The organism is Niveispirillum sp. FG156 (assembly GCF_057809555.1).
Genome location: NZ_JBMDKE010000047.1, coordinates 29,860 through 54,262 on the forward strand (window position 1 = coordinate 29,860; position 24,403 = coordinate 54,262).

At 65.3% G+C, this 24,403-nt stretch carries 19 protein-coding genes; 6 read left to right on the top strand and 13 right to left on the bottom strand.

The window, feature by feature from the left end; translation table 11 throughout:
* Window positions 1-12 precede the first annotated feature (12 nt).
* The gene (locus tag ACODSP_RS23965; protein ID WP_488968049.1) at window positions 13-984 is read left to right on the top strand and encodes a tripartite tricarboxylate transporter substrate binding protein BugD; all 972 of its coding nucleotides are present in this window, start codon (window positions 13-15) and stop codon (window positions 982-984) included.
* Here the strand turns inward: ACODSP_RS23965 and ACODSP_RS23970 are convergent.
* From ACODSP_RS23970 to ACODSP_RS24005, 8 genes are all read right to left on the bottom strand, one after another.
* On the bottom strand, window positions 956-1,594 hold the full coding sequence (locus ACODSP_RS23970; protein WP_488968050.1) for a substrate-binding periplasmic protein: 639 nt from the start codon (window positions 1,592-1,594) through the stop codon (window positions 956-958). The genes ACODSP_RS23965 and ACODSP_RS23970 overlap by 29 nt on opposite strands.
* A gap of 191 nt (window positions 1,595-1,785) precedes the next feature.
* On the bottom strand, window positions 1,786-2,553 hold the full coding sequence (locus tag ACODSP_RS23975) for a competence/damage-inducible protein A (RefSeq protein ID WP_488968051.1): 768 nt from the start codon (window positions 2,551-2,553) through the stop codon (window positions 1,786-1,788).
* 190 nt (window positions 2,554-2,743) lie between these two features.
* Window positions 2,744-3,697: an IS110 family transposase gene (locus tag ACODSP_RS23980; RefSeq protein ID WP_488968052.1), complete on the bottom strand. Its 954-nt coding sequence runs from the start codon at window positions 3,695-3,697 to the stop codon at window positions 2,744-2,746.
* A 237-nt stretch (window positions 3,698-3,934) separates the two neighbouring features.
* Window positions 3,935-5,083 carry a glutamate 5-kinase gene (gene proB / locus ACODSP_RS23985; RefSeq protein WP_488968053.1) on the bottom strand — a complete coding sequence of 383 codons (1,149 nt, stop codon included), beginning with the start codon at window positions 5,081-5,083 and terminating at the stop codon, window positions 3,935-3,937.
* Window positions 5,084-5,261: 178 nt separating this feature from the next.
* Window positions 5,262-7,973, bottom strand: coding sequence for a bifunctional acetate--CoA ligase family protein/GNAT family N-acetyltransferase (locus tag ACODSP_RS23990; RefSeq protein WP_488968054.1), 2,712 nt, complete (start codon window positions 7,971-7,973; stop codon window positions 5,262-5,264).
* A gap of 118 nt (window positions 7,974-8,091) precedes the next feature.
* Window positions 8,092-8,436: a DUF4870 family protein gene (locus tag ACODSP_RS23995; RefSeq protein WP_488968055.1), complete on the bottom strand. Its 345-nt coding sequence runs from the start codon at window positions 8,434-8,436 to the stop codon at window positions 8,092-8,094.
* A 127-nt stretch (window positions 8,437-8,563) separates the two neighbouring features.
* Window positions 8,564-9,097: an inorganic diphosphatase gene (gene ppa, locus ACODSP_RS24000; protein ID WP_488968056.1), complete on the bottom strand. Its 534-nt coding sequence runs from the start codon at window positions 9,095-9,097 to the stop codon at window positions 8,564-8,566.
* A gap of 208 nt (window positions 9,098-9,305) precedes the next feature.
* Window positions 9,306-10,235: a peptidylprolyl isomerase gene (locus ACODSP_RS24005; RefSeq protein WP_488968057.1), complete on the bottom strand. Its 930-nt coding sequence runs from the start codon at window positions 10,233-10,235 to the stop codon at window positions 9,306-9,308.
* A 351-nt stretch (window positions 10,236-10,586) separates the two neighbouring features.
* Between ACODSP_RS24005 and secA the strand changes: the two genes are divergently transcribed.
* The 4 genes from secA (at window position 10,587) to ACODSP_RS24025 (ending at window position 15,441) form a co-directional block, all read left to right on the top strand.
* Window positions 10,587-13,340 carry a preprotein translocase subunit SecA gene (gene secA, locus ACODSP_RS24010; RefSeq protein WP_488968058.1) on the top strand — a complete coding sequence of 918 codons (2,754 nt, stop codon included), beginning with the start codon at window positions 10,587-10,589 and terminating at the stop codon, window positions 13,338-13,340.
* Window positions 13,341-13,537: 197 nt separating this feature from the next.
* Window positions 13,538-13,852 (top strand): ferredoxin family 2Fe-2S iron-sulfur cluster binding protein, encoded by a 315-nt coding sequence (locus ACODSP_RS24015; RefSeq protein ID WP_054169451.1) that lies wholly within the window; start codon window positions 13,538-13,540, stop codon window positions 13,850-13,852.
* Between the two features lie 12 nt (window positions 13,853-13,864).
* Complete coding sequence (tenA, locus tag ACODSP_RS24020) at window positions 13,865-14,572, top strand: thiaminase II (protein ID WP_488968059.1); 708 nt, start codon at window positions 13,865-13,867, stop codon at window positions 14,570-14,572.
* On the top strand, window positions 14,569-15,441 hold the full coding sequence (locus ACODSP_RS24025) for an EamA family transporter (protein WP_488968060.1): 873 nt from the start codon (window positions 14,569-14,571) through the stop codon (window positions 15,439-15,441). The genes tenA and ACODSP_RS24025 overlap by 4 nt, the downstream gene beginning before the upstream one ends.
* Here ACODSP_RS24025 and ACODSP_RS24030 read toward each other — a convergent pair.
* From ACODSP_RS24030 to ACODSP_RS24050, 5 genes are all read right to left on the bottom strand, one after another.
* Window positions 15,422-16,315, bottom strand: coding sequence for a CPBP family intramembrane glutamic endopeptidase (locus ACODSP_RS24030; RefSeq protein ID WP_488968061.1), 894 nt, complete (start codon window positions 16,313-16,315; stop codon window positions 15,422-15,424). The genes ACODSP_RS24025 and ACODSP_RS24030 overlap by 20 nt on opposite strands.
* Entirely contained in the window at window positions 16,312-17,223 is a 912-nt protein-coding gene (locus ACODSP_RS24035) for a CPBP family intramembrane glutamic endopeptidase (protein WP_488968062.1), read from the bottom strand. Before ACODSP_RS24035 ends, ACODSP_RS24030 begins: the two co-directional genes overlap by 4 nt.
* A 184-nt stretch (window positions 17,224-17,407) precedes the next feature.
* Window positions 17,408-19,591 (bottom strand): xanthine dehydrogenase family protein molybdopterin-binding subunit, encoded by a 2,184-nt coding sequence (locus ACODSP_RS24040; protein ID WP_488968063.1) that lies wholly within the window; start codon window positions 19,589-19,591, stop codon window positions 17,408-17,410.
* Window positions 19,592-19,607: 16 nt separating this feature from the next.
* Entirely contained in the window at window positions 19,608-20,066 is a 459-nt protein-coding gene (locus ACODSP_RS24045; RefSeq protein WP_488968064.1) for a (2Fe-2S)-binding protein, read from the bottom strand.
* Window positions 20,067-20,192: 126 nt separating this feature from the next.
* Window positions 20,193-22,298: a winged helix-turn-helix domain-containing protein gene (locus ACODSP_RS24050; protein WP_488968065.1), complete on the bottom strand. Its 2,106-nt coding sequence runs from the start codon at window positions 22,296-22,298 to the stop codon at window positions 20,193-20,195.
* 215 nt (window positions 22,299-22,513) lie between these two features.
* Between ACODSP_RS24050 and ACODSP_RS24055 the strand changes: the two genes are divergently transcribed.
* Window positions 22,514-24,334 (top strand): DUF885 domain-containing protein, encoded by a 1,821-nt coding sequence (locus ACODSP_RS24055; protein ID WP_488968066.1) that lies wholly within the window; start codon window positions 22,514-22,516, stop codon window positions 24,332-24,334.
* The last annotated feature ends 69 nt before the right edge of the window (window positions 24,335-24,403 follow it).

Genomic DNA, 24,403 nt, shown 5'->3' on the forward strand with positions numbered 1-24,403 from the left:
CCAGGAGGATCCATGCGCTTTGCACCCATCGCCCTCGCGGCGGCCCTGCTGATCGGGGCCGGCACGGCCCAGGCACAGGATTACCCGACCCGTCCCGTGACCATGGTCGTCCCCTTCGCGGCGGGCGGCCCGACGGATACGGTGGCCCGCCTCGTCGCGCAGTCGATGAGCAAGACGCTGGGCCAGCAGGTGATCGTGGAGAATGTCGGCGGGGCCGGCGGCACCATCGGGGCGGCACGCGTGGCCAAGGCCGATCCCGATGGCTACACCATCCTGCTGCACCATATCGGGCAGGCGACGGCGGCCACCCTGTATCGCAAGCTGCCCTATGATCCCAAGGCCGATTTCGCGCCCGTGGGCCTGGTCACCGATGTGCCCATGACCATCGTGGCCAAGAAGGATTTCCCGGCCAAGGACCTGAAGGAACTGGTCGCCTATGTGAAGGCCAACCCGGACAAGGTGACGCTGGCCAATGCCGGCGTGGGCGCGGCGTCCCATCTGTGCGGCATGCTGTTCATGCAGGCGCTGGGCACCGCCCTGACCACCGTGCCGTACAAGGGCACAGGTCCGGCCATGAATGATCTGGTCGGCGGTCAGGTCGACCTGATGTGCGACCAGACCACCAACACCACGGGTCAGATCAAGGGCGGGGCCATCAAGGCCTATGCCGTGACGACGGCGACCCGCGTCCCCTCCCTGCCCGACCTGCCGACCACCAAGGAAGCCGGCCTGCCGGCGGTGCAGGTCGCCGTCTGGCACGGCATCTATGCGCCGAAGGGCACGCCCGACGCCGTGACCAAGAAACTGTCCGACGCCCTGAAAGTGGCGCTGAAGGACGCGACCGTGAAGCAGCGCTTCAACGAACTGGGGACGGAGCCGGTCAGCGACGACCGCGCCACGCCCAAGGTTCTGGGCGATTTCGTGGTGGCGGAGATTGACCGCTGGAAGCCGATCATCACGGCGGCGGGGGTCTACGCGGATTGATGGGATCGGAAGGGGGCGGGTCCACATAGCCCGCCCCCTTCCAGTAATAGTCGGTGACCCGTGACAGGCTACGGTCCATCCCACGCATACCGGCCTGTAGCTTTGCCAACGTGCCATCCTCATACTGGCGGACCGTGCTGAGATAGAGATAGATCGGTTCCCGCAGCAGCGAGAAAAAGGCCCCCACGGCTTCCGGTCTGAATCCGCCCTGCTTCAGATGCCAGCCCAGGGCCAAGCGGGTGCCGATCAGCGCGTCCAGCCGCCCGCCCATGATCATGGATAGCCCCAGGGAAAGGTCGCGAAGCTCCACCAGCGTAACCGAGGGTGGCAGCTTGTCCGTAACATCCTTCCGATTATTCCCGCGCAGCACGCCAATACGGCATTCCGCCAGGTCATCCGGGGATTGCGGACGTAGGCCCGGTCTTGTGACCAACCCCATGTCGGCATAGCCGAAGATACCAACGGGTACCGCAGCGCCCCGCAATTCCGGCAGTTCGAAGAAGATGATCAGGTCAAGTTGACCGGACTTGATGCCCATGATCAGGCGGATCGGCGGGCCGGGCCGGCTTTGAATGTCAAAGCCGCTATGCCGGGACAGATCCGCGATCACCTCGTTGGCAATTCCCTGTTGAGGGTCCTCCGGCAAATGCCAGGGCGGTGCCTCCATAACTCCACAGGTCAAGGTTCTTGCCAGGGCTTGCGCCGGCAGGCCCGTTGCGGCGGCGGCCAATATCGTTCCAAGCATCGTACGGCGCGGAACCCTGATCATAGGCCACCCTCACCCAAGACGACTATGCCGGCCTATTGATCCCCATACCCGTCCATGATGATCGGATCGCCGCCTAGACCGCGCAGCATGTCGGCCACCAGCGCCGTCACCGTTTCCAGCAGGGCCGGGTCGGTGCAGCGCAGGACCAGGGCGGTGGAGACCTTGCCCTGCCGGAAGGCGGGGTAGGAGCCGATATCGACGCCGGGATAATCGGCGGCGATGGCGCGCAGCGTGTCGGCGAAGCTGCCCTCCGGGATGGCAGAGGCCACCGACTTGGTCTTCACCACCGGCCCGCCCACCAGCCGGTCACCGATACCGGTCAGCATGGCCTGCATGATCATGGGCACGCCGGCCATAACGAAGACATTGCCGATCTGAAAGCCGGGAGCGGTGGAGACGGGGTTGTCGATCAGGATCGCCCCTTCCGGCGTGTTGGCCATGCGCAGCCGCGCCTCGTTCAACATGCCGGTGCCGGCATAATGAAGCTCCAGCCGGCGCACAGCCTCCGGATTGCGGATCAGGGGCAGGTCGAAGGCCTTGGCGATGCATTCCGCCGTGATGTCATCATGGGTGGGGCCGATACCGCCCGTCGTGAAGACATAGGTGTAACGGGTGCGCAGCGCATTCACCGCCGCCACGATCTCCGCCTCTTCATCCGGCACCACGCGCGCTTCCCGGAACCGGATGCCCAGCGTCCCCAGATGCTTGGCGATGAAGGCCATGTTGGCATCCTGGGTCCGGCCGGACAGAATCTCATTGCCGATGATCAGCAGGGCTGCCGTGGGGGCGGTGTCGGTCATTCAGGGCTCCGAGTTCAGGGCGCGGGGATCATAACGCCAGGGGGCCTGGTTGGCGAGGGGAAGGCATGGGTTGCACCCTCACCCTCCCTCTCCCGCAAGCGGGCGAGGGACTTAACTTTCACCCCTCGCCCACGAAGGTGGGAGAGGGAGGGGCCCGTTGGCGCCAGCCAATGGGAGCAACTGTGTTGTTTTAGGATGGAGCTTGTTTCCAAGTTTTGCGGTCACGCAGGATAGCGTTGAGAGTCACAATGATTTTTCGCATGAGTGCGACTGTGGCAACTTTCTTGGATTTGCCGTTTTGAAGCATGCGTTGGTAGAATTCCCCGAGGGTGGATTTGCTTCGAGCTGCGGCGCGGGCGGCCATGTAGAGAGCGGTACGCACGGGGGCTCGACCGCCGGCGATGGCTCGTTTTCCCTTTCCGGCCCCGCTGTCACGGTCGAAAGGAGCCACGCCGACCAGGGCGGCGATGGCGCGTCGGTTGAGGGTGCCGAGTTCGGGTAGCAAGGCCAGCAAGGTGGTGGCCACCACCTGCTTGACCCCTTTGACGGACTTGAGCAATGCCAGCTTCTCCGCGGCCCCGTCGAGTATCGGCAGGGTCTGGAGGATCAGCGCCTCCGTGGCCTTGATCTGCCGGTTGATCAGGGACAGGCGCTGGGTGTTCTGCTCGCGCAGCACCGGGTTGCGTGTCATGCCGGTCTGATTGGTGTTGGCCGTCCTCTCCGCCACCAGCCGTGTCCGGTGGCTCACCAGTTCGGCCAACGCCTCGCGCGCGGGGTCGAGGGTCTCCGGATGGATCTCCGCTGCCTGGGCATATCGGGCGATGATCCGCGCATCAATCCGGTCGTTCTTGGCTAACCGGCCAAGGCTGCGAGCATAAAGGCGCACGCGCAACGGATTGACCCGCCGCACGTCAAGCCCCGCCTCCAGCAACCGGCGACGCACCCCGAGTTCGTGGTGACCGCTCGCCTCAAAAGCAACCACAACCCCCGACAACGGGCCAGGACCCGCTGCAAGATGCCCGATCAGGCCCGACCAGCCTGCTTCGTCATTGCTGAAACGCTCGAACCGTTTCTCCGCGTCAAACCAGATATCAAGCCATGCCTTTGAAACGTCGATGCCGACAAACATCAGAGAAAGTGCCATAATCCGCGTCTCCCTGCCTTGCCTGTACGGGCGTCGTATGCCCGGGCAACTGTTCGGGTGGGGCGAAAAACGGTGCTGACCAGGCTCCCATACGATGGTTCGCAGCCAAAACGAAGGGCATCTAAGGGTGAACGGTCGGACAGCCGCTGTCGGGGGGGGGGGGGCGCGCCCCAACCCCGACAACACCTACTTAATCACGAATCTCCACACACAAGGGTGAGGGTAACCCCGCCTCCCTTACCCCAGCACCAGATCGTCGCGATGCACCATCTCGTCCCGACCGCGATAGCCCAGGACGGCCTCGATCTCCGCACTGCGCCGCCCGGCGATGGCGCGGGCGTCAGCAGCGCCATAGGCCGACAGGCCGCGCCCGACGGTGCGCCCGTCCGGTCCCTGGATCAGGACCAGATCGCCGCGTTCAAACTCTCCTTCCACCCCACGCACCCCGGCGGGCAACAGCGACCCGCCCTTCAGGAGGGCGGCGACGGCACCAGCATCCAGCGCCAGGGTGCCCAGCGGCTTCAGGCTGCCCGCGATCCAACGCTTGCGGGCCGTGCGCGGCTCCGACCCTGGCACGAACCAGGTGGCCAGCGCTCCGCCCTGGTCCACCGGCGTCAGCAGGGCCGACAGCGGATTGGGGCGCTTGCCCATGGCGATGGCCATGCGGCAGCCAGCGGACAGCGCGATGCGCCCAGCCACGATCTTGGTCACCATGCCGCCGCTGCTGTAACCCGGCGGCGGCTCACCGGCCATGCCCACAATCTCCGGCGTGATTTCCTGGACGATGGGGATGTGCTTTGCGTCCGGGTCCTTGCGCGGATCGGCGGTGTAGAGCCCGTCAATGTCAGACAGCAGGATCAACGTATCGGCGCTGATCATCTGCGCCACGCGGGCGGCCAGCCGGTCATTATCGCCAAAGCGGATTTCGGCGGTGGCCACCGTGTCATTCTCGTTGATGACCGGCACCGCACCCAGTTTCAGCAGGGTTTCAATGGTGGCGCGGCCATTCAGGTGGCGGCGGCGATCCTCCGTATCGTCCAGGGTCAGCAGCACCTGCGCGACGGTGATGCCATGGCGGGCCAGCGTTTCCTGATAGGCGTGCGCCAGACGAATTTGCCCCGTCGCGGCGGCGGCCTGTTTTTCCTCCAGCCGCAGGGGACGGCCCACCAGACCCAGATGCTCCCGCCCGCAGGCAACGGCACCGGAGGTGACGATCACCACCTCCACCCCGCGTGCGCGCAGGGCGGCGACATCGTCGGCCACGGTATCCAGCCATTCGGTGCGGATTTTGTGGGTGTCGGGATCGACCATCAGGGCCGACCCGATCTTCACGATCAGCCGCCGCGCCGAACCCAGATCCTGCGAACCCGCCAACAACGCACCCATGGCAATCATCCCGCCCCAAGAAACCTGCCTCGCTTATGCTTTTCGGCAAGCATCGGGGTCAATGCACGAAGGAATATTGCCGGTATGCTTTGGCGGCGGGGTGGTTCCGCGGATTACGGCTACGCCTAATCCGCGCTACAATTTCAAGCATGGGATGGAGCGTAGCGCGGATTAGCGATCAGCGCTTGAACCGGTAGCTGACCTCCACGATCCCGTGATCGTCTTGGCTGTCATGGAAAGTGAAGCCCAGGTCGCGGCACAGGCCCAGCATGCCGGCATTTTCGCGTAGGACCTCGCCAAACACCTCCTGGATGCCCCGGCTGTCGGCATAGGCCAGGATTTCTTTCATCAGGCGGGAGCCCAGGCCCTTGCCCTTCATGTCGGACCGGACCAGCACGGCATATTCGGCCCGCTCATTGTCCGGGTCGGCGGTGATGCGGACCACGCCGAAGATGGGGCCGGGCTTGTCCGGGTCGCTCAAATCCTGCGGGATGGCGACCAGGGCCATTTCGCGGTCATAGTCGATCTGGGTCAGGCGGGCCGCCATCTGATGCGACAGGCGGCGCATGGGCGCGAAGAAGCGCAGGCGCATATCCTCCACGCTGGTGGCCGCGATCATGTCATGGATCGCCGGCTCATCCTCCGGCCTTATGGGCCGGACCAGGAATTCGCGGCCCGACCGCAAGGTCAGCGTATGTTCCAGCTTCTTGGGGTAGGCGCGGATGGCCAGCCGTTTTAGCGACCGCTCGGTCAGCGGCGTCACCTTGATGCGGGCATCCAGGGCCAGCACGCCGGCCTCATCGGCATAGAGCGGGTTGATATCCAGCTCCGCGATTTCCGGGAAATCGGTGATCAGCTGGCTGACCTTGGTCATGGTCAGGGCCACGGCGTCCAGGTCGGCCCGCGCCATGTGGCGGAAACCCTGCAACAGCTTATGGATACGGGTGCGGGCCATGGCGTCGCGCGCCAGGTTCAGGTTCAACGGCGCCAGGGCCAGGGCCTTGTCGTCCAGCACCTCCACCGCCACGCCACCGGCCCCGAACAGGATGACCGGCCCGAACAGCGGATCATCCACCATGCCCAGGATCAGTTCCTGCGCGCCGGGCCGGTGCGCCATTTCCTGTACCGTGAAACCCTCGATCCGGGCGTCGGGCATGGCGGTGCGGATACGTTCCAGCATGGCCTCCGCCTCCGCCCAGACCTGCGTTGGCAGCAGGTTCAGCGAGACGCCGCCCAGGTCGGATTTATGCGTGATGTCGGGCGACAGGATTTTCAGCGCGATACGCCCGCCCAGCCGCTTGGCCGCCCGTTCCGCCTCTGCCGGGGCGGCGGCGGTGACGGTCTGGACGCACGGAATGCCATAGGCGCGCAGGACCTCCTTCGCCTCAAACTCCGACAGCCAGCCGCGCCCGTCGGCCAGCGCGGTATCAATGACGGGGCGCACGGCCCCCATATCCACATCGAACTGTTCCGGCGCGCTGACCGGCGTTTCCATCAACAGTTCCTGGTTGCGGCGATACTGCACCAGATGCAGGAAGGCGCGGATGGCCTGGTTCGGCGTCTGGTAATGCGGGATGCGTGACTGGTCCAGAAGACGGCGCGACGGGGCCGCCTGCTGCTCCCCCAGCCAGCAGCCCAGCACCGGCAGGCGGCGGCCACCGCCGGCCCGGCTGTTCTGTTCCCGCACGATATCGGCCACGGCCTGGGCAGCGTCGGCGCCGTCGGCCACCGCCGTGGGACAATTCATGACCAGGACGGCGTCGATATTCTTGTCCGCCATCACGATTTTCAGGGCGTCGGCATAGCGCCTGCCATCCGCGTCGCCGATAATGTCCACGGGGTTGCCATGGCTCCAGGTCGGCGGCAGCACCTTGTCCAGCTGGGCCAGCGTTTCCGGCGACAATTGCGCCAGCCGCCCGCCGCCGGCGATCAGGGTATCGGTGGCCAGCACGCCCACCCCACCGCCATTGGTGAGGATGGCCAGCCGGTCGCCGCCGATCTGCACGCCGGTGGCAAGCGTTTCCACCGCCGCGAACAGCTCGTCCAGCTCACCCACGCGCAGCATGCCGGCACGGCGGAAGGCGGCGTCATAGACGGCGTCGGCGCCAGCCAGGGCGCCGGTATGCGAACTGGCAGCGCGCGACCCTTCCTCGCTGCGGCCCGCCTTGATGACGATCACGGGCTTCGCACGCGCGGCGGTGCGGGCCGCCGACATGAATTTGCGCGCAGAGGTGATGGCCTCCACATAAAGCAGGATGGCCCGCACCGACCCGTCCTGCCCCAGATAATCCAGCATGTCGCCAAAATCGACATCGGCCTTGGAACCCAGCGAGATCAGGTGGGAGAAGCCGATGCCACGCGGTGTGGCCCAATCGACGATGGAGGTGACCACCGCGCCCGACTGCGCCACCAGGGCGATATCACCTTTCAGCGGCGGCACATGGCAGAAGCTGGCATTCAGCCCCTGGCCGGGCACCATGATGCCCAGGCAGTTCGGCCCGATGATACGCAGAAGATGCGGGCGGGCGGCGTCCAGCACCGCCTGCTGAAGCTTGCGGCCCTCCTCCCCCATTTCAGCGAAGCCGGCGGTGATGATCACGGCGGCCTTGGTGCCGCGCGCACCCAGTTCGGCGATCAGGCCCGGCACGGTGGCGGGCGGGGTGGCGATGACAGCCAGTTCCGGGGTGATGGGCAGGTCGGAGACCGACGGATAGGCCAGCACCCCCTCAATCGAGCGTTCGCGCGGATTGACGGGCATGATCGGCCCGTCGAACCCGGCATTGAACAGGTTGCGGGCCACCACCTTGCCCACCGACTTGTCCCGCCGGCTGGCCCCGATCAGGGCGACGGAGGCGGGCTTGAACAGGCTGTTCAGATTACGGATGGTCATGGCGGCTCCTGGCGTCCGGGATCACGCGTCACGGCAGCATGCCGCAAACGGCGGTCACCATAAACCACGACCATGGGCGGGCGATGACATGGGTCAATCATTCACCCGGAAACAGCGATCAGATCCACCAGGTTTCCGGATTGAGGATCGGCCGGTCGTCAATGGCGCGCAGCAGGCCGACGATGGACCGGACCAGCCACCAGAGGGCCACCACGAAACCCAGCAGGATACCGATGCCGATGAAACTGGTCAGGGCTGCAACCACGATCCCCACCACCCCCATCCAGAAGGTGCGAATGATATAAGTGATGTGCGTTTCCCACATCGTGCCATAGGCCTCGCCCCGCTTCAGGTAGGCGATGATGACGCCGATCAGGCCGAACCCGACAATGGTCAGCAGATTGCAGATCACCACGATCATGCGCAGGGAACTGTTGCTTCTGTGCCTACCGTAATCGGTCATCCTATGTCTCCCCCCTTTGTTCCGTATGGAAACCAAACCATGCCGGCATTGCGGACAGAACGACAACAAAAAGGCCACGCCGGGCTGAACCGGCGTGGCCTTTTTTCCAACCGACACGGTTTTTGTATCAGCCCTGGGCAGCAGCCCGCTCAATGCTTTCCTGGATCAGCTTGGCGGCCACATCCGCCTCGTCCCAGCGGACGATGCGGACCCACTTGCCATGTTCCAGGTCCTTATAGTGCTCGAAGAAGTGGGCGATCTGCTCGACCAGGATCTGCGGCAGCTGACGGTAGCTGGTGATGTCCTTGTAGAACGGATGCAGCTTGTCCACCGGCACGGCCAGGATCTTCTCATCCATGCCCGCGTCATCTTCCATGATCAGCACGCCGATGGGGCGGGAGCGCAGGACGACGCCGGGGACCACGGGGGTCGTACCCACCACCATCACGTCGATCGGATCGCCATCCAGCGCCAGCGTGTGCGGGACGAAGCCGTAATTGGCCGGATAGAACATCGCCGTGTGCAGGAAACGATCGACGTAGAGCGCGCCGCTATCCTTGTCCAGCTCGTACTTCACGGGCTGGCCGCCCTGCGGGATCTCGATGACGACGTTGATGTCCCAGGGCGCGTTCTTGCCGACGGGGATCTTGGTGATGTCCATGGTTACGGCCTTCTTGGCAACTGAACAGAGTGAATTACCGGCGCGATCCTAGCCGAGTGCACGTGCGAAATGAAGTTTGCGGAAGGATGACCCGCTGTGCATTTCCGCCGCATCTACCAAGGTCGTAGGTCAAACCCGGCACTGGAACGGCAAAGGGCCGCCGGGTTGCCCCGGCGGCCCTTTCCTTAGGGCTGGGTCTGATCCCTGCTTACTTCTTCTGCGGCGCCGGGGCAGCCGGGGCGGCGGGCATGGGCGAACCGTCAATGTTGAACTTCTCAACCTTGGCGGTCTTCTCCAGACCCTTCACCACGTCCTCGGCGATCTCCTGGGCCACCATCTGGCGCAGCTGCGGCGTGGCCTGGTCCAGCGTCGGGGGGACCTGCTTGCGCTTGTCGGTCAGCTTGATGACATGGAAGCCGAATTCGCTCTGCACCGGGGTGGTGCTCACGTCACCAACCTTCATGGCGAAAGCGGCGTTGGCAAACTCGGGCACCATGCGGTCCTTGGTGAAATAATCCAGGTCGCCGCCACGGTCCTTGGTCCCGTCGGTGCCCTTCTCCGCCGCCAGCTTGGCAAAGTCGGCGCCGCCCTTCAGCTGCTTGATGATAGCGTCGGCCTCTTCCTTGGTCTTCACCAGAATGTGGCTGGCGCGCACTTCGTCCTGCGGCGGGTTTTCCTTGATCCACTTGTCGTAGGCGGCCTTGATCTTCTCAGGGCTCATCTTCTTGTCGATCTCGGCCTTCAGCCAGGCCTGCTGGACGAACTGCTCCTCGGCCTGCTTCAGGCGCTTCTTGACGTCGGCGCTGTCCTGCAACTTGGCCTTGTAACCGGCCTCGGTCACCAGCTGGGCCTGGATCAGCTGATCGACCAGCTGCGGATAGATCATCTGCAGGGGCATCTGCTGTACCTGCGGGTCCAGCTGCTGCAACAGGGCGATCACGTCGGAACGCTTGAATTCCTTGCCGTTGGCGCGGGCGACGACCGGGTCGTCAGCCAGGGTGGAACCAGCGGCGGCGGGCTTGGCGGCGGGTGCTGCGGGCTTGGCCGCGTCCTGGGCCATGGCCGGAGAAAGGGCAACGGCGGCGACCGACCCGAGGGCGGCGACAACCAGAGCGGCACGCATGGTCTTGAACGACATCTGTGGGGGTTCCCTGCAAACAATCTGGTCGGTCGGCAGGAACATCCCCAGCAGACCGCACCGGCATAAAGCATGACAGGCCATGGGCAGGCAAGGGGCCACGCACATGGCCTTAAGGCCAGTACAGAACCCATCCGCGTGGCCATTTCATGGCTGCAACGCCCCGGAAAGGCGCGTTGATGTGGCATTGCCGCATTGACCGATGCGATGCGCGGTCTTATCTGTGACGGGCGCTGGAATGGGCGAGGCCTGTTCCGGTACAAACAGCCTTCCCGGCGGCCCGACCGGCCGTAACCGGGATATCGTCATGTCCGGTGTCCTTCGCGCCTGTTCCTTTTCTGGAGTGCCTCTATGTTCGGTTCCATCGCCCGCAAGCTGTTCGGCAGCGCCAATGAGCGGGTGGTCAAGGGTCTGCGCAAGCGGGTGGAAGCCATCAACGCGTTGGAGCCGAAGCTGTCCGGCCTGTCCGACGCCGAGCTGCAGATGCGCACCGACTGGCTGCGCGACCGGCTGGAAAAGGGCGAGACGCTGGACGCCATCCTGTCCGATGCCTTTGCGACCGTGCGCGAAGCGTCCAAGCGCGTCATGGGCATGCGGCATTTCGACGTACAGATGATCGGCGGCATGGTGCTGCATTCTGGCAAGATCGCCGAAATGCGCACGGGCGAAGGCAAGACCCTGGTCGGCACCCTGGCTGTCTATCTGAACGCGCTGCAGGGCAAGGGCGTGCATGTCGTCACCGTGAACGACTATCTGGCCCGCCGCGACGCCACGCATATGGGCAAGCTATACAGCTTCCTGGGCCTGACGACGGGCGTCATCGTGCATGGGCTGGATGACGAGGAACGCCGCGCCGCCTATGCCTGCGACATCACCTATGGCACCAACAACGAATTCGGCTTCGATTATCTGCGCGACAATATGAAGTACCGCCTGACCGACATGGTGCAGCGGCCCTTCAATTACGCCATCGTCGACGAGGTGGATAGCATCCTGGTGGATGAGGCTCGCACGCCGCTGATCATCTCCGGCCCGTCAACCGACGGTTCCGAACTCTATATCGCCATCAATAAGGTGATGGCGCATATCGGCGAGGGCGATTTCGAAAAGGACGAGAAGGCCAAGGCCGTCTCCATGACCGAGTCGGGCACCGAGAAGGTGGCCCAGATCCTGAAGGACATGGAACTGCTGAAGACCGGCGACCTGTACGACATCCATAATATCTCCCTGGTCCATCACATGAACCAGGCGCTGAAGGCCCACCAGCTTTTCACGCGCGACGTGGATTACATCGTCAAGGATGACAAGGTCATCATCATCGACGAGTTCACGGGCCGCATGATGGAAGGCCGCCGCTATTCCGAAGGCCTGCATCAGGCGCTGGAAGCCAAGGAAGGCGTGTCGATCCAGCGCGAGAACCAGACGCTGGCCAGCATCACGTTCCAGAATTATTTCCGCCTGTATCCGAAGCTGTCGGGCATGACCGGTACTGCCATGACCGAAGCCGCCGAGTTTGCGGAGATTTATGGTCTGGAGGTGGTGGACATCCCCACCAACCTGCCCGTGGCCCGCACGGATAATGACGACGAGGTCTACCGCTCTGCGGCGGAGAAGTACGAGGCCATCGTCAAGCTGGTCGAGGAATGCCGCGCGCGGCAGCAGCCCATGCTGGTTGGTACCGTTTCGATTGAGAAATCAGAAACCCTGGCTGCATTGCTGAAGAAGCGGGGCATTCCGCATAATGTGCTGAACGCCCGCTATCACGAGCAGGAAGCCTATATCGTTTCGCAGGCGGGTCGTCCCGGTGCCGTAACGATTGCCACCAACATGGCCGGTCGCGGCACCGATATCCAGCTGGGCGGCAATTTTGAGATGCGGGTGGAGTTCGAACTGGCCGACGTGCCGGAGGGTGAGGAGCGCGACCGCCGCATCCAGACCATCCGCGACGAGATCGCGGCGGCCAAGGATGTCGTGCTGAAGGCCGGCGGCCTGTATGTGGTTGGTACCGAGCGCCATGAGAGCCGCCGTATCGACAACCAGCTGCGTGGCCGTTCGGGCCGTCAGGGCGATCCGGGTGCGTCCAAGTTCTTCCTGTCGCTGGATGACGATCTGATGCGCATCTTCGGCAGCCAGCGTCTGGACGGCATGCTCCAGAAGCTGGGCCTACAGGAGGGTGAAGCGATCATCCATCCCTGGATCAACAAGGCCCTGGAAAAGGCGCAGCAGCGCGTCGAAGCCCATAACTTCGAAATCCGCAAGAACCTGCTGAAATACGACAATGTCATGAATGACCAGCGCAAGGTCATTTATGAGCAGCGCAAAGAGATCATGGAGGCCGAGGACATCCAGGAGATGGTGGTGTCCATGCGCCATGAAGTGATCACCGACATGGTGCGCCGCGCCATCCCGGAAAATGCCTATGCCGAGCAGTGGAACGTCAACCTGCTGCACGAGGAATGCCTGCGCCTGCTGGGTGCCGACCTGCCGGTCCGGGAATGGGCCAAGGAGGAAGGCATCGCGGATGAGGAGATCAGCGAGCGTCTGCTGAAGTTCGCCGACGACAAGATGGCGGAAAAGGAAGCCGCCTATGGCGCCGAACTGTTGCGCAATATCGAGAAGAGCCTGCTGCTCCAGATCCTGGATCAGGTCTGGAAGGATCATCTGCTCTCGCTCGACCATCTGCGCCAAGGCATCAATCTGCGCGCCTATGCGCAGCGTGATCCGCTGAACGAGTACAAGAAGGAAGCGTTCGAGCTGTTCTCCGGCCTGCTGGATAACCTGCGTGAGCAGGTGACCCAGATGCTGATGCTGATCCAGGTCCGCGTCAACGAGCCGGAGCCGATGCCCATGCCGATGCCGGAATTCGGCCAGGAAACCCGCATGGACCCGGCCTTCGGCGGCCAGCCGCCCGCCGATGCCCCCCTGCCCGAGGGCATGGTGCGCCGCGCTTCCATCCCGAATTTCGGCATGGGTGCCGCCGCCTTGCCGGTGGCGCAGGAAACCGACCTGACCGATGGCGAAGCCTGGGTGAACACCCCGCGCAACGCCCCCTGCCCCTGCGGCAGCGGCAAGAAGTTCAAGCATTGCCACGGTGCCGCCGGTTAACGGCGGCACGCACTAAGCCGAAGTGCCGCCGGCTGACGGCGGCTGAACAGTTGGGCGCTTGCGTAGCGCGGATTAGGCGCAAGCCGTAATCCGCGGAGACCCCGTTAATCTTGTCCCGCGGATTACGGCTTACGTCTAATCCGCTCTACCATCCGCCGCATCATAGAAGCGGCACGTTTGTTAGGAGTTCTGGCGTCATGCCGAAGATGGTGTTCATTGAAACCGACGGCACCCGCCGCGAGGTGGATGCCCCCCTGGGCCTGTCGATCCTGGAAGTGGCCCGCCGCCACGATATCGACCTGGAAGGCGCGTGCGAAGGCTCGCTGGCCTGTTCCACCTGCCATGTCGTGGTCGCACCGGAATGGTACGACCTGCTGCCCGACGCGCAGGAAGATGAAGAGGATATGCTGGATCTGGCCTTCGGCCTGACCAAGACCTCCCGCCTGGGCTGCCAGATCCGCATCACCCCGGAACTGGACGGGCTGACGGTCAAGCTGCCGGGCGCCAAGTAAGATAGACACGTCATGGCGCTGATCCGTCAGACCCTGCCGGACATTGCCACGCCGGGCGGCCTGTTCGACCGGCTGCGCGGGGCCACGCGCCCCGCCTGGGACCGCTATGTCCGCCACCCGTTCGTGGCGGGCATGGGCGATGGCACCCTGCCGGAAGCCTGCTTCCGGCATTACCTGATCCAGGATTACCTGTTCCTGATCCATTTCGCCCGTGCCTATGCGCTGGCCGCCTTCAAGGCCGACAATCTGGCCGATATGCGGGCGGCGGCGCGGTCCATGGCGGCGATCCTGGATCTTGAAATGGGGCTGCACGTCAAATATTGCGCGGGCTGGGGCCTGGATGAGGCGGCAATGCAGGCCGCACCCGAGGCGCAGGGCACGCTGGCCTATACGCGCTTCGTGCTGGAACGCGGGCTGGCCGGTGATCTGCTGGACCTGCATGTGGCGCTGACCCCCTGCATCATCGGCTATGCCGAGATTGCGGCCAACCTGCTGACCGATCCGGCGACAAAGCTGGACGGCAATCCCTATGGCGACTGGATCGCCATGTATGCCGACCCTGAATATCGGGCCGTAGCGGCGGCACAGGTGGCCCTGCTGGACCGGCTGTCGGCAACGCGCGGCGGTGAAGCCCGGTTCAACGACCTGACCCGCAGCTTCGATGCCGCCAGCCGGCTGGAAGCCGGGTTCTGGGACATGGGGCTGGGGCTGCTGCCATGAACAAGGCGGCGCACCCCGCGCGCGCCGACCGCCTGACCTTGCTGGCGCCGCTGCTGCTGGTCCTGTCCGTCTCCATGCCGCCGCTGGGGGGTGGGCTGGCCAAGGATGTGGCGCAAGGGCATGACATTCTGGCGCTGGCCTTTCTGCGCAACGCCATCTCCGCCGCCATCATGCTGGCCATCGTCCGGCCTTCCTTGCGCAATCTGACGGGCGCGCAATGGCGGGCGGCGGCGGCACTTGGCGCATCGCTGGCGGCCATGAACGCGTGCTTCTATCTGGCGCTGGCGCGGCTGCCGCTGGGTGTGGCGGTGGCGATCGAGTTTCTGGGGCCGCTGGCCGTTGCCATGGTCGGTGCCCGGCGGGTGGTGGATTATCTCTGGCCGCTGCTGGCGCTGGCGGGTGTGCTGCTGCTGACGCCGCTGGCGGGGGCGGAACGGCTGGACCCGCTGGGTCTGTTCTTCGCCATCGTCACCGCCGTGGGCTGGGCCGCCTATATCCTGATGTCGCGGCATGCGGGGCGACAGATACCGGGCATGACGGGGCTGGCCCTGGCGCTGTTGTTCGCCACCCTGTTCACGGCCCCGGTCGGCCTTCCCGTCTCCGCCCCCTACCTGTCCAGCCCGGAGATGATGGCCAAGGTGGTGGCGGTGGCGATGCTGTCCACCCTGCTGCCCTATGCATTGGAATTCGTGGCGTTGCGCCGGGTCTCCACGGCGCTGTTCGGCATCATGATGGCCATGGAGCCGGCCTTGTCCGCCGTTGTCGGCCTGTTCTTGCTGGGTGAGGTCTTATCGCTGTCGGCGATGGCGGCCATCATCCTGATCTGTCTGGCCGCACTGGGGTCCAACCTTACGCGGCGCGGCGGCTGATCCAGCCCTTCTCGATAAAGCCGGTCCTGATCCCGGCCAGCCAGAAGAACCCGACATGCACCGCCTGATAAAGGGCGAACTCGCCCCAGTCGGCCCAGCCCGACAGGTCGGGCGGGTCGAGGTCCACACGCGTGGTCAGGTCGGGGAAGGACAGATCGGCACCGCCCACGAAGAAGGAAAACAGCACATTATTGATGATATGCACGCCCATCGCGGCCTCCAGCCGACCGAAGCGGGTGGTGATCCAGGACAAGAACAGGGCCATGCAGAAAATCTCCGCCCGCATGGCCCATACGGCCTGCGCGTCCGACCCTTCATGCACCAGCGTGAACAGCACAGCCGTCAACAACGAGGCGGGCACAGCATGGCGAAACAGCAATTGCGCGCCCTGCGCCAGATAGCCCCGGAACAGCAGCTCTTCCGCCGAGGCCTGCAGACCGAACAGCAGAATGGACAGGGGCGCCAGCATCAGGAAGGTCATCAGACTGGTCTGCGACAGGCGCAATTCGCCGGCCCATAACCCGATCCCCACCTGCACCAGCATGGGCAGCGCGAAGATCAGGGCCGCCCGCCCCATCATCCCCCAATCCAGCCGCCGCCCCGGCGCGATCAGGTCGGACAGGCGCAGCCGGTGCAGCCAATGCAGCACCAGGGCCATAACCGGGATGGCGATGGAGTTGATGGTCAGCAGCCCATAGGTCTGCAAGTAGGGAGTGCCCGGCAGCACGCGCGCCAGCCCCGTCACCATCATGAAGATGGCGATGCCCGCCAGCAGCATCAGCACGACAATCACAACGGTGCCGAACAGATAGGCCCCACGCGACTGCCCCGTCGCCACGCCTGCCATGTGGACCGGCGTCTCTTCACCCGTCATTCCGGCTGCCCCTGTGCGTGGCCCGCGACAAAGCCGGTGCGCAGGCCGATGAACCAGTAATTGGCGCAGACGGCGCCATAGATCAGCATCTGGGCCAGCACGGCATTGATGTCGAAACTGCTGTCGCGGAAATCTTCCTGGAAGCCGCTGACCGCAGGCAATCCATGGTCGGGGCGGGCGGCCAGGGTGAAGACGATAATGTTATGGGCGAAATGCACGCCCATGGCGGGCTCCAGCCGCCCGGCCCGCGTGGTCAGCCAGGACAGTGCCAGGCTGATCGTCAGGATATTGATCTTGCGGTCCCAGCCGGTATCAAAACCGCCCGTGTCATGCAGCGACAGGAAAATGACAGCCACCGGCAATGCCGCCAGCAGCGCATGGCCAAACAGGACCTGGAAACCCTGCGCCAGATAGCCCCGGCACACCATCTCTTCCGCCGTGGCCTGCAACGCCACCAGCACCAGCATCATGGGCAGCAGCGCCAGGGCCGCCCGCCAATCGCCCAGGCCCAACTGACCACTCATCACCGCCATGATGATCACGGGCGTGAAGGCCAGGGCATAGGTGGCGGCCGACCGGGCCATCATGCCCAGGTCCAGATGCTGTTCGGGGGCCACCACGCTCATCAGTGAGCGGCCCTGCATGTTCAGCACGGCGGTCAGCAGCAGGATGATGGCAGCCAGCGCCAGCAGATTGGTGATGCGGCGGATGGCCGGATCACCCTCCATCCAGCCCAGCGACAGGCTGACGGTTTCGGAGATGCCGCCAGCAGCCCAAGCCACCGGAAAGACCAGCAGGCCCAGCGCCACCATGCCCGCGGCGTAATGCCAGAAGGACAGGCCCAGATGCACCCCCACCATATGCACCGGCACAGGCACCCAGCCCCGACCTTCGCCCCCCTGCCGCATGGTGTCATCCGTCGCTGTTGCAACAGCCGGTGTACCCCCTGGCGGCGGGGCGGCGCAAGCGGGGTTGGATCAACCGGTATTCGTAGCGCGGATTAGCGTCAGCGTAATCCGCGGTCCACCGCCTGGGGTTCTCCGCGGATTACGCTTCGCTAATCCGCGCTACGAATGGTGCGGATACCGAACCTCAACTCACCGTGAAGCCGTGGTCGGTGAGGGGGAGTGAGCGCACCCGCTTGCCGGTTGCCGCGAACAGGGCGTTGACCAGGGCAGGCGGCAGAGGTGGGGTCATCGGCTCCCCCGCCCCGCCCACGGGTGCGTCCGGGCTGTCGATCAGGATCACCTCAATCTGCGGGATGCGATCCATCTGGATCAGGTGGTACTGATCGAAATTGCGGCTGCTGACCGCCCCTTTCTCCAGGGTCACCTTCTCCGCCAGACTGGCCGACAGGGCCATCAGGATGGACCCTTCGCCCTGCGCCCGCACGCTGTCGGGATTGACGATTGTGCCGCAGTCGAAGGCGCACCAGACCTTGTCCACCCGCACGCGGGTGCCGGTGACCGACACCTGCACCACCTGCGCTGCAATCGACTGAAAACTGTTCCAGATGGCGATGCCCAAGCCGCTCCCCGGTGGAAGGGGCCGGCCCCAGCCGGCGGCATGGGCGGCAGCATCCAACACACGCAGCGCGCGGGGATTGCTGGCTAGCAGCCGGCGACGATAGGTGAGCGGGTCCCGCCCGGCGGCCTGCGCCAGTTCATCCACGAAACATTCGAAGAAGAAGGCGCCCTGCGTGCTGCCCGGCGCGCGCCAGGGACCATTGGGCACAGGCAGGCCGCCGTCCGTCATCGTCGTCAGGGGGGATGGCAGGGAATAGCTGGGTTGATGGTCGGGCTGTGCCGGCCCGCCCGTCGCCATGGAAACCCAGACATTACCGGACGCCGGGACCGTATGGGTGCGAACGGCGACCGGCAACCCATCGGCTCCCACACCGGCGGTGATGCGGCAGGCCGTGGCGGGACGGTAGCGGCCCTGGCACAGATCCTCCTCCCGCGAAAAGATCAGCTTTACCGGGGCCGCCACCTGCTTCGACAGGAAGGCGGCATAGCCGACATAGTCATTCAGATAGCGCCGGCCAAAGCCGCCGCCGGACAGCAGCGTTTCCACCTCCACCTTGTCCTCCGCCATGCCGGACAGGCCCGCCAGGATGCGGCGGACGGAAGTGGGGAACTGGCTCCCCGTCCAGGCCCGCGCCTTACCGGGGCTGAGGTCGATGGTGGCCGACATCGGCTCCATCTGGGCATGGGCCAGGGCCGGCACGACATAGTCCCAGGAGAGCACCCTGGCCGCCCCCGCCATGGCGGCATCGTGGCCGGCACGGATCGCGGCCTCATCCTCCTTCTCTCCCTTGCGGATGCTACCGGGGTCGGACAGCTTGCCCGTGATCGTGCCGATCATGGTGTCAGTGTCGAGATTATCCTTGCCGTGGGCATCCCAGACCGGGGACAGGGCCAGCAGCCCCTGGCGCGCCGCCCACCAATGCTCGGCCACCACCGCCACCGCATCGACCAGACGCAGGGGCCGGTCGGAGCCGGGAATGGGGATGGCGGTATCCTTCATCACCACCACATGACGCACACCGGGAATGGCCATGGCCGGAGCGGGATCGACACTGACCAGCGTTCCCCCGAAGACCGGGCATTGCATCAAGGTGGCGGACAGCAGGCCCGGCAGCCTCACATCCGTGGCATAGACGGCACTGCCATCCACCTTGGCGGCAATATCCTTGCGCATCACCCCCTGCCCCATCAGGGTCCAGTCGGCACGCGACAGGGGCGCGGGATCGGCGGGAACCGGCAGGCGCGCCGCCATGTCGGCCACGGCACCATAGGCGACGCGGCGCCCGCTGGGCCGATGTTCGACATGACCCGCAACCGCCCGGCATTCAGCCGCCGGCACGCCCAGCATGCGGGCACCGGCCATCACCAGCATCTCCCGCGCGGCGGCACCGGCACGGCGCAGCTTGTCCCACTGGCTGCGGATCGACGAACTGCCGCCCGTCCAATGGCTTTTGCCATCGGCCATGCCCATGGCGTCGATCAGGGGGGCGGTCTTCACCGAAACCCTGTCCCATTCCACGCAAAGCTCATTGGCCAGCAACTGCGCCACGCCGCTGAACCCGCCCTGGCCCATTTCCTGGGCGTTGGAGAACAGGGTGATGACTCCGTCCGTGCCGACATGCAGCCAATTGTTGACGGTTGCCCCCTGTCCGGGGGCGGCGACGGCCACGATGCTGAACGGCATAAGCCCCAGGGTCAGACCGGCCCCGGTGGCGGAAAGCAGCGCGCGGCGCGAAAGTGAAACAGCCATGGTCTCCTCCCCCGTCTCAGGCCGGTGCCATGCCAGCGGCGCGGCGGATGGCGCGGCGCACGCGGGGCAGGGTGCCGCAGCGGCACAGGTTGGTCATGGCGGCGTCGATCTGCGCATTGGTTGGGCGCGGGGTTTCGCGCAGCAGGGCGTCGGCGGCCATCAGCATGCCGGACTGGCAATAGCCGCATTGCGGCACCTGTTCGGCGATCCAGGCCTGTTGCAGCAGGTGGGTGCGGTCGGGCGACAGCCCCTCCACCGTCGCCACCCTCTGTCCCGCATATTGCTCCATGGGAAACTGACAGGAGCGGACCGCCTGTCCGTCCAGCAGGATTGTACAGGCGCCGCATGCCGCCACACCGCACCCGTATTTCGTCCCCGTCAGGCCCAGCAGGTCGCGCAGCACCCATAGCAGCGGCATGTCGGCGGGGGCGTCCACGCCTTGCCGCTGCCCATTCACATCGATCTCATATCGCATTCCAACCACCCGGTCACATCATCGCCGGCAGGCCCGGCGGGTCGGGATGGAAGGTGGCGAAAGCCAGGCAAACCGGGAAGTCCGATGGTCCGACAGCATCCCGATGGAACGCCGATATTGTGCCGATCAGCGCTCTACCATCCGCACATCGACAATATCGACCAGGGTGCCCAGATATTTGCCGATGATCAGGCGCCCCTGCGGGTCCAGGGCCAGGGAGGATTTGTAGAGCGCGTCGGGAAGGTCGGCCACGGCGCGCAGCGGGCCGCCATCGGCGGGCAGTAGCATGATGCGCGCCTGCCCATTGCCGGGCCGGTCGATCAGATAGACGCCGTCCGGCCCCGCCACCCAGCTTTCATTGTCATAGGCGCTGGGCAGGTCGGCCACCTTTTCCACCTGCCCGCCATCGGCGGGTTGCCGCCACAGCCCATCCTCCCCGTCGCGCACCATGTAGAGCCAGCGGCCATCGGCACTTTCCTTGGCCACGCGCCACCCGGCCTCACTGATCGGCATGGCCTGTTCATAGGGCGGGCGGGTGATCCAGATGCGCCAGCCCTCCAGCCGGTTGGATGCGAAATACAGCCGCTGCCCGTCGCGCGACCAGGCGGGTGCCCGATCCTCCGCCCCCGGATCGGCGGCCACACGGCGCAACCGGCCCGACCCGCGATCCAGGATGAACAGGCCGGGCAAACCATCGACCACCGAGACCAGCGCCAGCCGCCGCCCGTCGGGTGCCCAACGGGGGGACTGGGTGAAGGGGCCAAGCAACTGTGTCACGGGGGACGGGGCCTGTCCGGGATCGGCCACCCAGATCTCGAACATGCCGGACCGGTCGGACGCGAAGGCCACGGCCCCCTGGCGGCTGACATCGGGGTCCCAGTCCAGACGGTTGCTGGGCGGCACCACGGGGTCGGTCCCGCCATCCGGCAGCAGACGCAGCAGGGTGGAGCGGTTGGTCCGCACCTCTGCCGCCACCCGGTCGCCACCGGCCCCGATGCGGCCCAGCTGGTTCAGGCCGGGGGCGATGCGCAGGGGCTGGGCCTTGCCCTCGGGATCGACCCGCCACAGGCCGAAATCGCCGGCCCGGCTGGAGGATGTGTAAAGCCAGCGCCCGTCGCCCGACCATTCCAGCCCGTGCAGCTTTCGCCCGTCATCCGTGACCTGCCGCTCTTCGCCGGTGGCCAGATCGCGCACGATGACATCCGACACACCAACGGCCCGGTGGCGCATGAAGGCCAAACGCCGGCCATCGGGCGACACCGCCGGATCACCATCGCCATTGATGCCGGCAGGCGGACTGGTCAGCGGCACCGGCGTGCCGGCATCGGCCCCGGACAGAGCAACGGACCAGAGGCGGGCGGGTTCGGCAGCGCTGGCCTTGTCGGCGAAGACCAGATGGTCAGCATCGGCCCAGGTGGGTTTCACCTCCCGAAAAATCGTGCAACTGGCCACCAGCCGCTCCGGCCCCGACGGAACAGGCCGCACAAACAGCTGACACGGACCCGATGCCGGGACCCGGACAAAGGCGATGCGCCCGCCATCGGGCGACCATGCAGGCGACAGATCATGGGCCGGATCATCGGTCAGGCGGACGGGCGTGCCGCCCGACAGCGACTGCACCCAGATATCAAATCCCTGGCCGGCGCGGTCGGACGCATAGGCGATCTGGCCGCCGCCCGGACTGATCGCCGGCTGCACCTCCTGCCCCGGATCGGTGGTGACGGGGGTGACCTGCGCCACGGGCGGCGCATCATCCGCGCGGGTCAGCAGCAGAGCGGTGCCCGCAATGGACAGGGTCAGCAGCAGGGACAAACCGGCCCAGAGATAGGGCCTGGACCGCCGGGCGTGTGCGGGGACCGCAGCGACCGCCGCCGGCTCCTCCTCCACCGTTTCCGCCCCCTGCCCCGCCACATTCAGGCGGTAGCCGATCTTGGGGATGGTTTCGAATCCAATCACCCCATCGATGGCCAGGACGGCGCGCAGCCGCCCGATACAGCGGCCAATGGCGTCATCCCCGACCTCCAGCCCCCAGGCCGTGCGCATCAGTTCGGCGCGCGACACCGTCCGCCCCTCGGCCCGGACCAGCACGATCAGGGTTTGCAGGACGCGGGGTTCCAGCTTCACCACCGCGCGATCGCGCGACGCCATGCCCAGCGAGGGGCGCACCAGCCAGGGGCCCAGGCGGAAATCCGGCTCCACCGCCAGATCGATGCTGCCCATCGCCACGCCCATGCCGCACCCATCCCCTGCCATGCCGGATCAAGAAGGGCGGCAGAGTGCCGTGAACCGGCGCGTTTGGCAAACTTGGTTCCCTTATCAAGCCGACGAATGGTGCCCCGCCCCCTCATCCCTCCCCTGGCGCGAAAATTAACCAGGATGTAGCCTCGTCGCCTGCGACCGCCATGCCTACGGACGACAGGGCGGCGTCAACAGAGGGGGTTACAACAGTGAAGCTGAAAAAGATCCTGCTGGGCACCGTGGGGGGTGTCGTTGGTCTGGCCGCTGTGGCCGTTGGTTACGGGCTGTGGGGCCCGCTGCCCATCCACCCGACCATTGAGCGTCAGACCATCCTTCAGGTTCTGGACAGTCCGGAGACGCTGACCCAGCTGGGCATGATCGACGGCACCTTCCTGGATTTCCATTCCGGCAAGCTGGACGAGATCAAGCCGGAGGACCTGGAAAAGGCCCGCCGGGACATGACCCGCTATATTGCGGAGATCAAAGGCTATGCCGGCCTGACCGGGCAGCAGGCCATCTCGCAGCAGGTGATGCTGGAATTCTATTCCACTAATCTGGCGCAGCTGGATTTCCCCTGGGTGGTGCCGGGCGGCGGCCTCTATCCCGTTGACCAGCTATTCTCCGCCCCTGTCAGCCTGCCGCAATTCCTGACCAACGCGCATGTGGTCAAGGATGTGAAATCGGCAGAGCGCTATATCAGCCGCCTGCATGCCGTCTCCACCAAGTTCGGGCAACTGGCGGACTCCGTGCGCAATCAGGCCAAGGCCGGTGTGGTGCCGCCCGATTTCGTGGTCGATAAAAGCTTGGTGGTGATCGACAGTTTCACCAAGGACCCGGTCGCCGACAATCCGCTGATCACCACCTTCAAGACGCGCCTGGAAAAGGCCGGCGTCCCGGAAGCAGACCGCACCCGCCTGATCGCCGCCGCCACCACCGCCGTGGAAAAGGATGTCTATCCGGCCTATCAGGCGCTGGGCAAGCTGCTGCGCGAGGAAATCCGGCCCAAGGCCACGTCGGATGCCGGCGTCTGGCGCCTGCCGGACGGCGCGCGCTATTACAAGCTGGCGCTGCGGGCCAACACCACGGTCGATACCGAACCGGAAGCGATCCACGATATCGGCCTGTCGGAAGTGGCCCGCATCACCGCCGAAATGGACACGCTGCTGCAAAAGCTTGGCCGGACAGAGGGCACCGTGGGCGAGCGTGTGCGCGCCCTGGAACAGGACCCTGCCCAGAAGTATGCGCCCGGTCGCGAAAGCTATGAGCAGGAACTGGCCGATCTGAAGCGCATGACCGACACGGTCATGGCCAAGGCCCCGCAATGGTTCAACAAGCTGCCCAAGCAGCCGGTCGATATCCAGGCCGTGCCGGAATATGCCGAGGAAACCTCCCCCGGCGGCTACTACAACCCGCCGGCGCTGGACGGCTCCCGCCCTGGCATCTTCTATATCAACCTGGGCGAAAAGGCGCGCGCGCCGAAGTTCAGCCTGCCGACCCTGGTCTATCACGAGGCCGTGCCCGGCCATCATTTCCAGCTAGCCCTGGCCCAGACGATTGAGGATGTACCCACCTTCCGCAAGGTCTATCCCTTCACCTCCTATGCCGAGGGCTGGGCGCTTTATGCAGAGCGGCTGGCCGTGGAAATGGGGATGTATGAGAACGACCCTTACGGCGACCTGGGCCGGTTACAGGCCGAACTGTTCCGCTCCGTCCGTCTGGTCGTGGATACCGGCATCCATGCCAAGCGCTGGACCCGTGAACAGGCCATCACCTATATGCGCGACACCACGGGCATGAGCGAGGAAGCGGTCACCATCGAGATCGACCGCTACATCGTGCTACCCGGCCAGGCCTGTGCCTATAAGCTAGGCCAGCTGAAAATCCTCGACCTGCGCGAAAAGGCCAAGACGGCCCTTGGCGACAAGTTCGACATCAAGGGCTTCCACGACGTCATCCTGGGCTCCGGCGGCCTGCCGCTGACGGTGCTGGAGGCGCAGGTGGATGCGTGGGTGAAGCAGGTTAAGGGGTGAGGGTGTAGCGCGGATTAGAGCTGTTTTCGGTTGACCGGAAACAGCTCCGGCGGCGACCGCCGCCGCGGG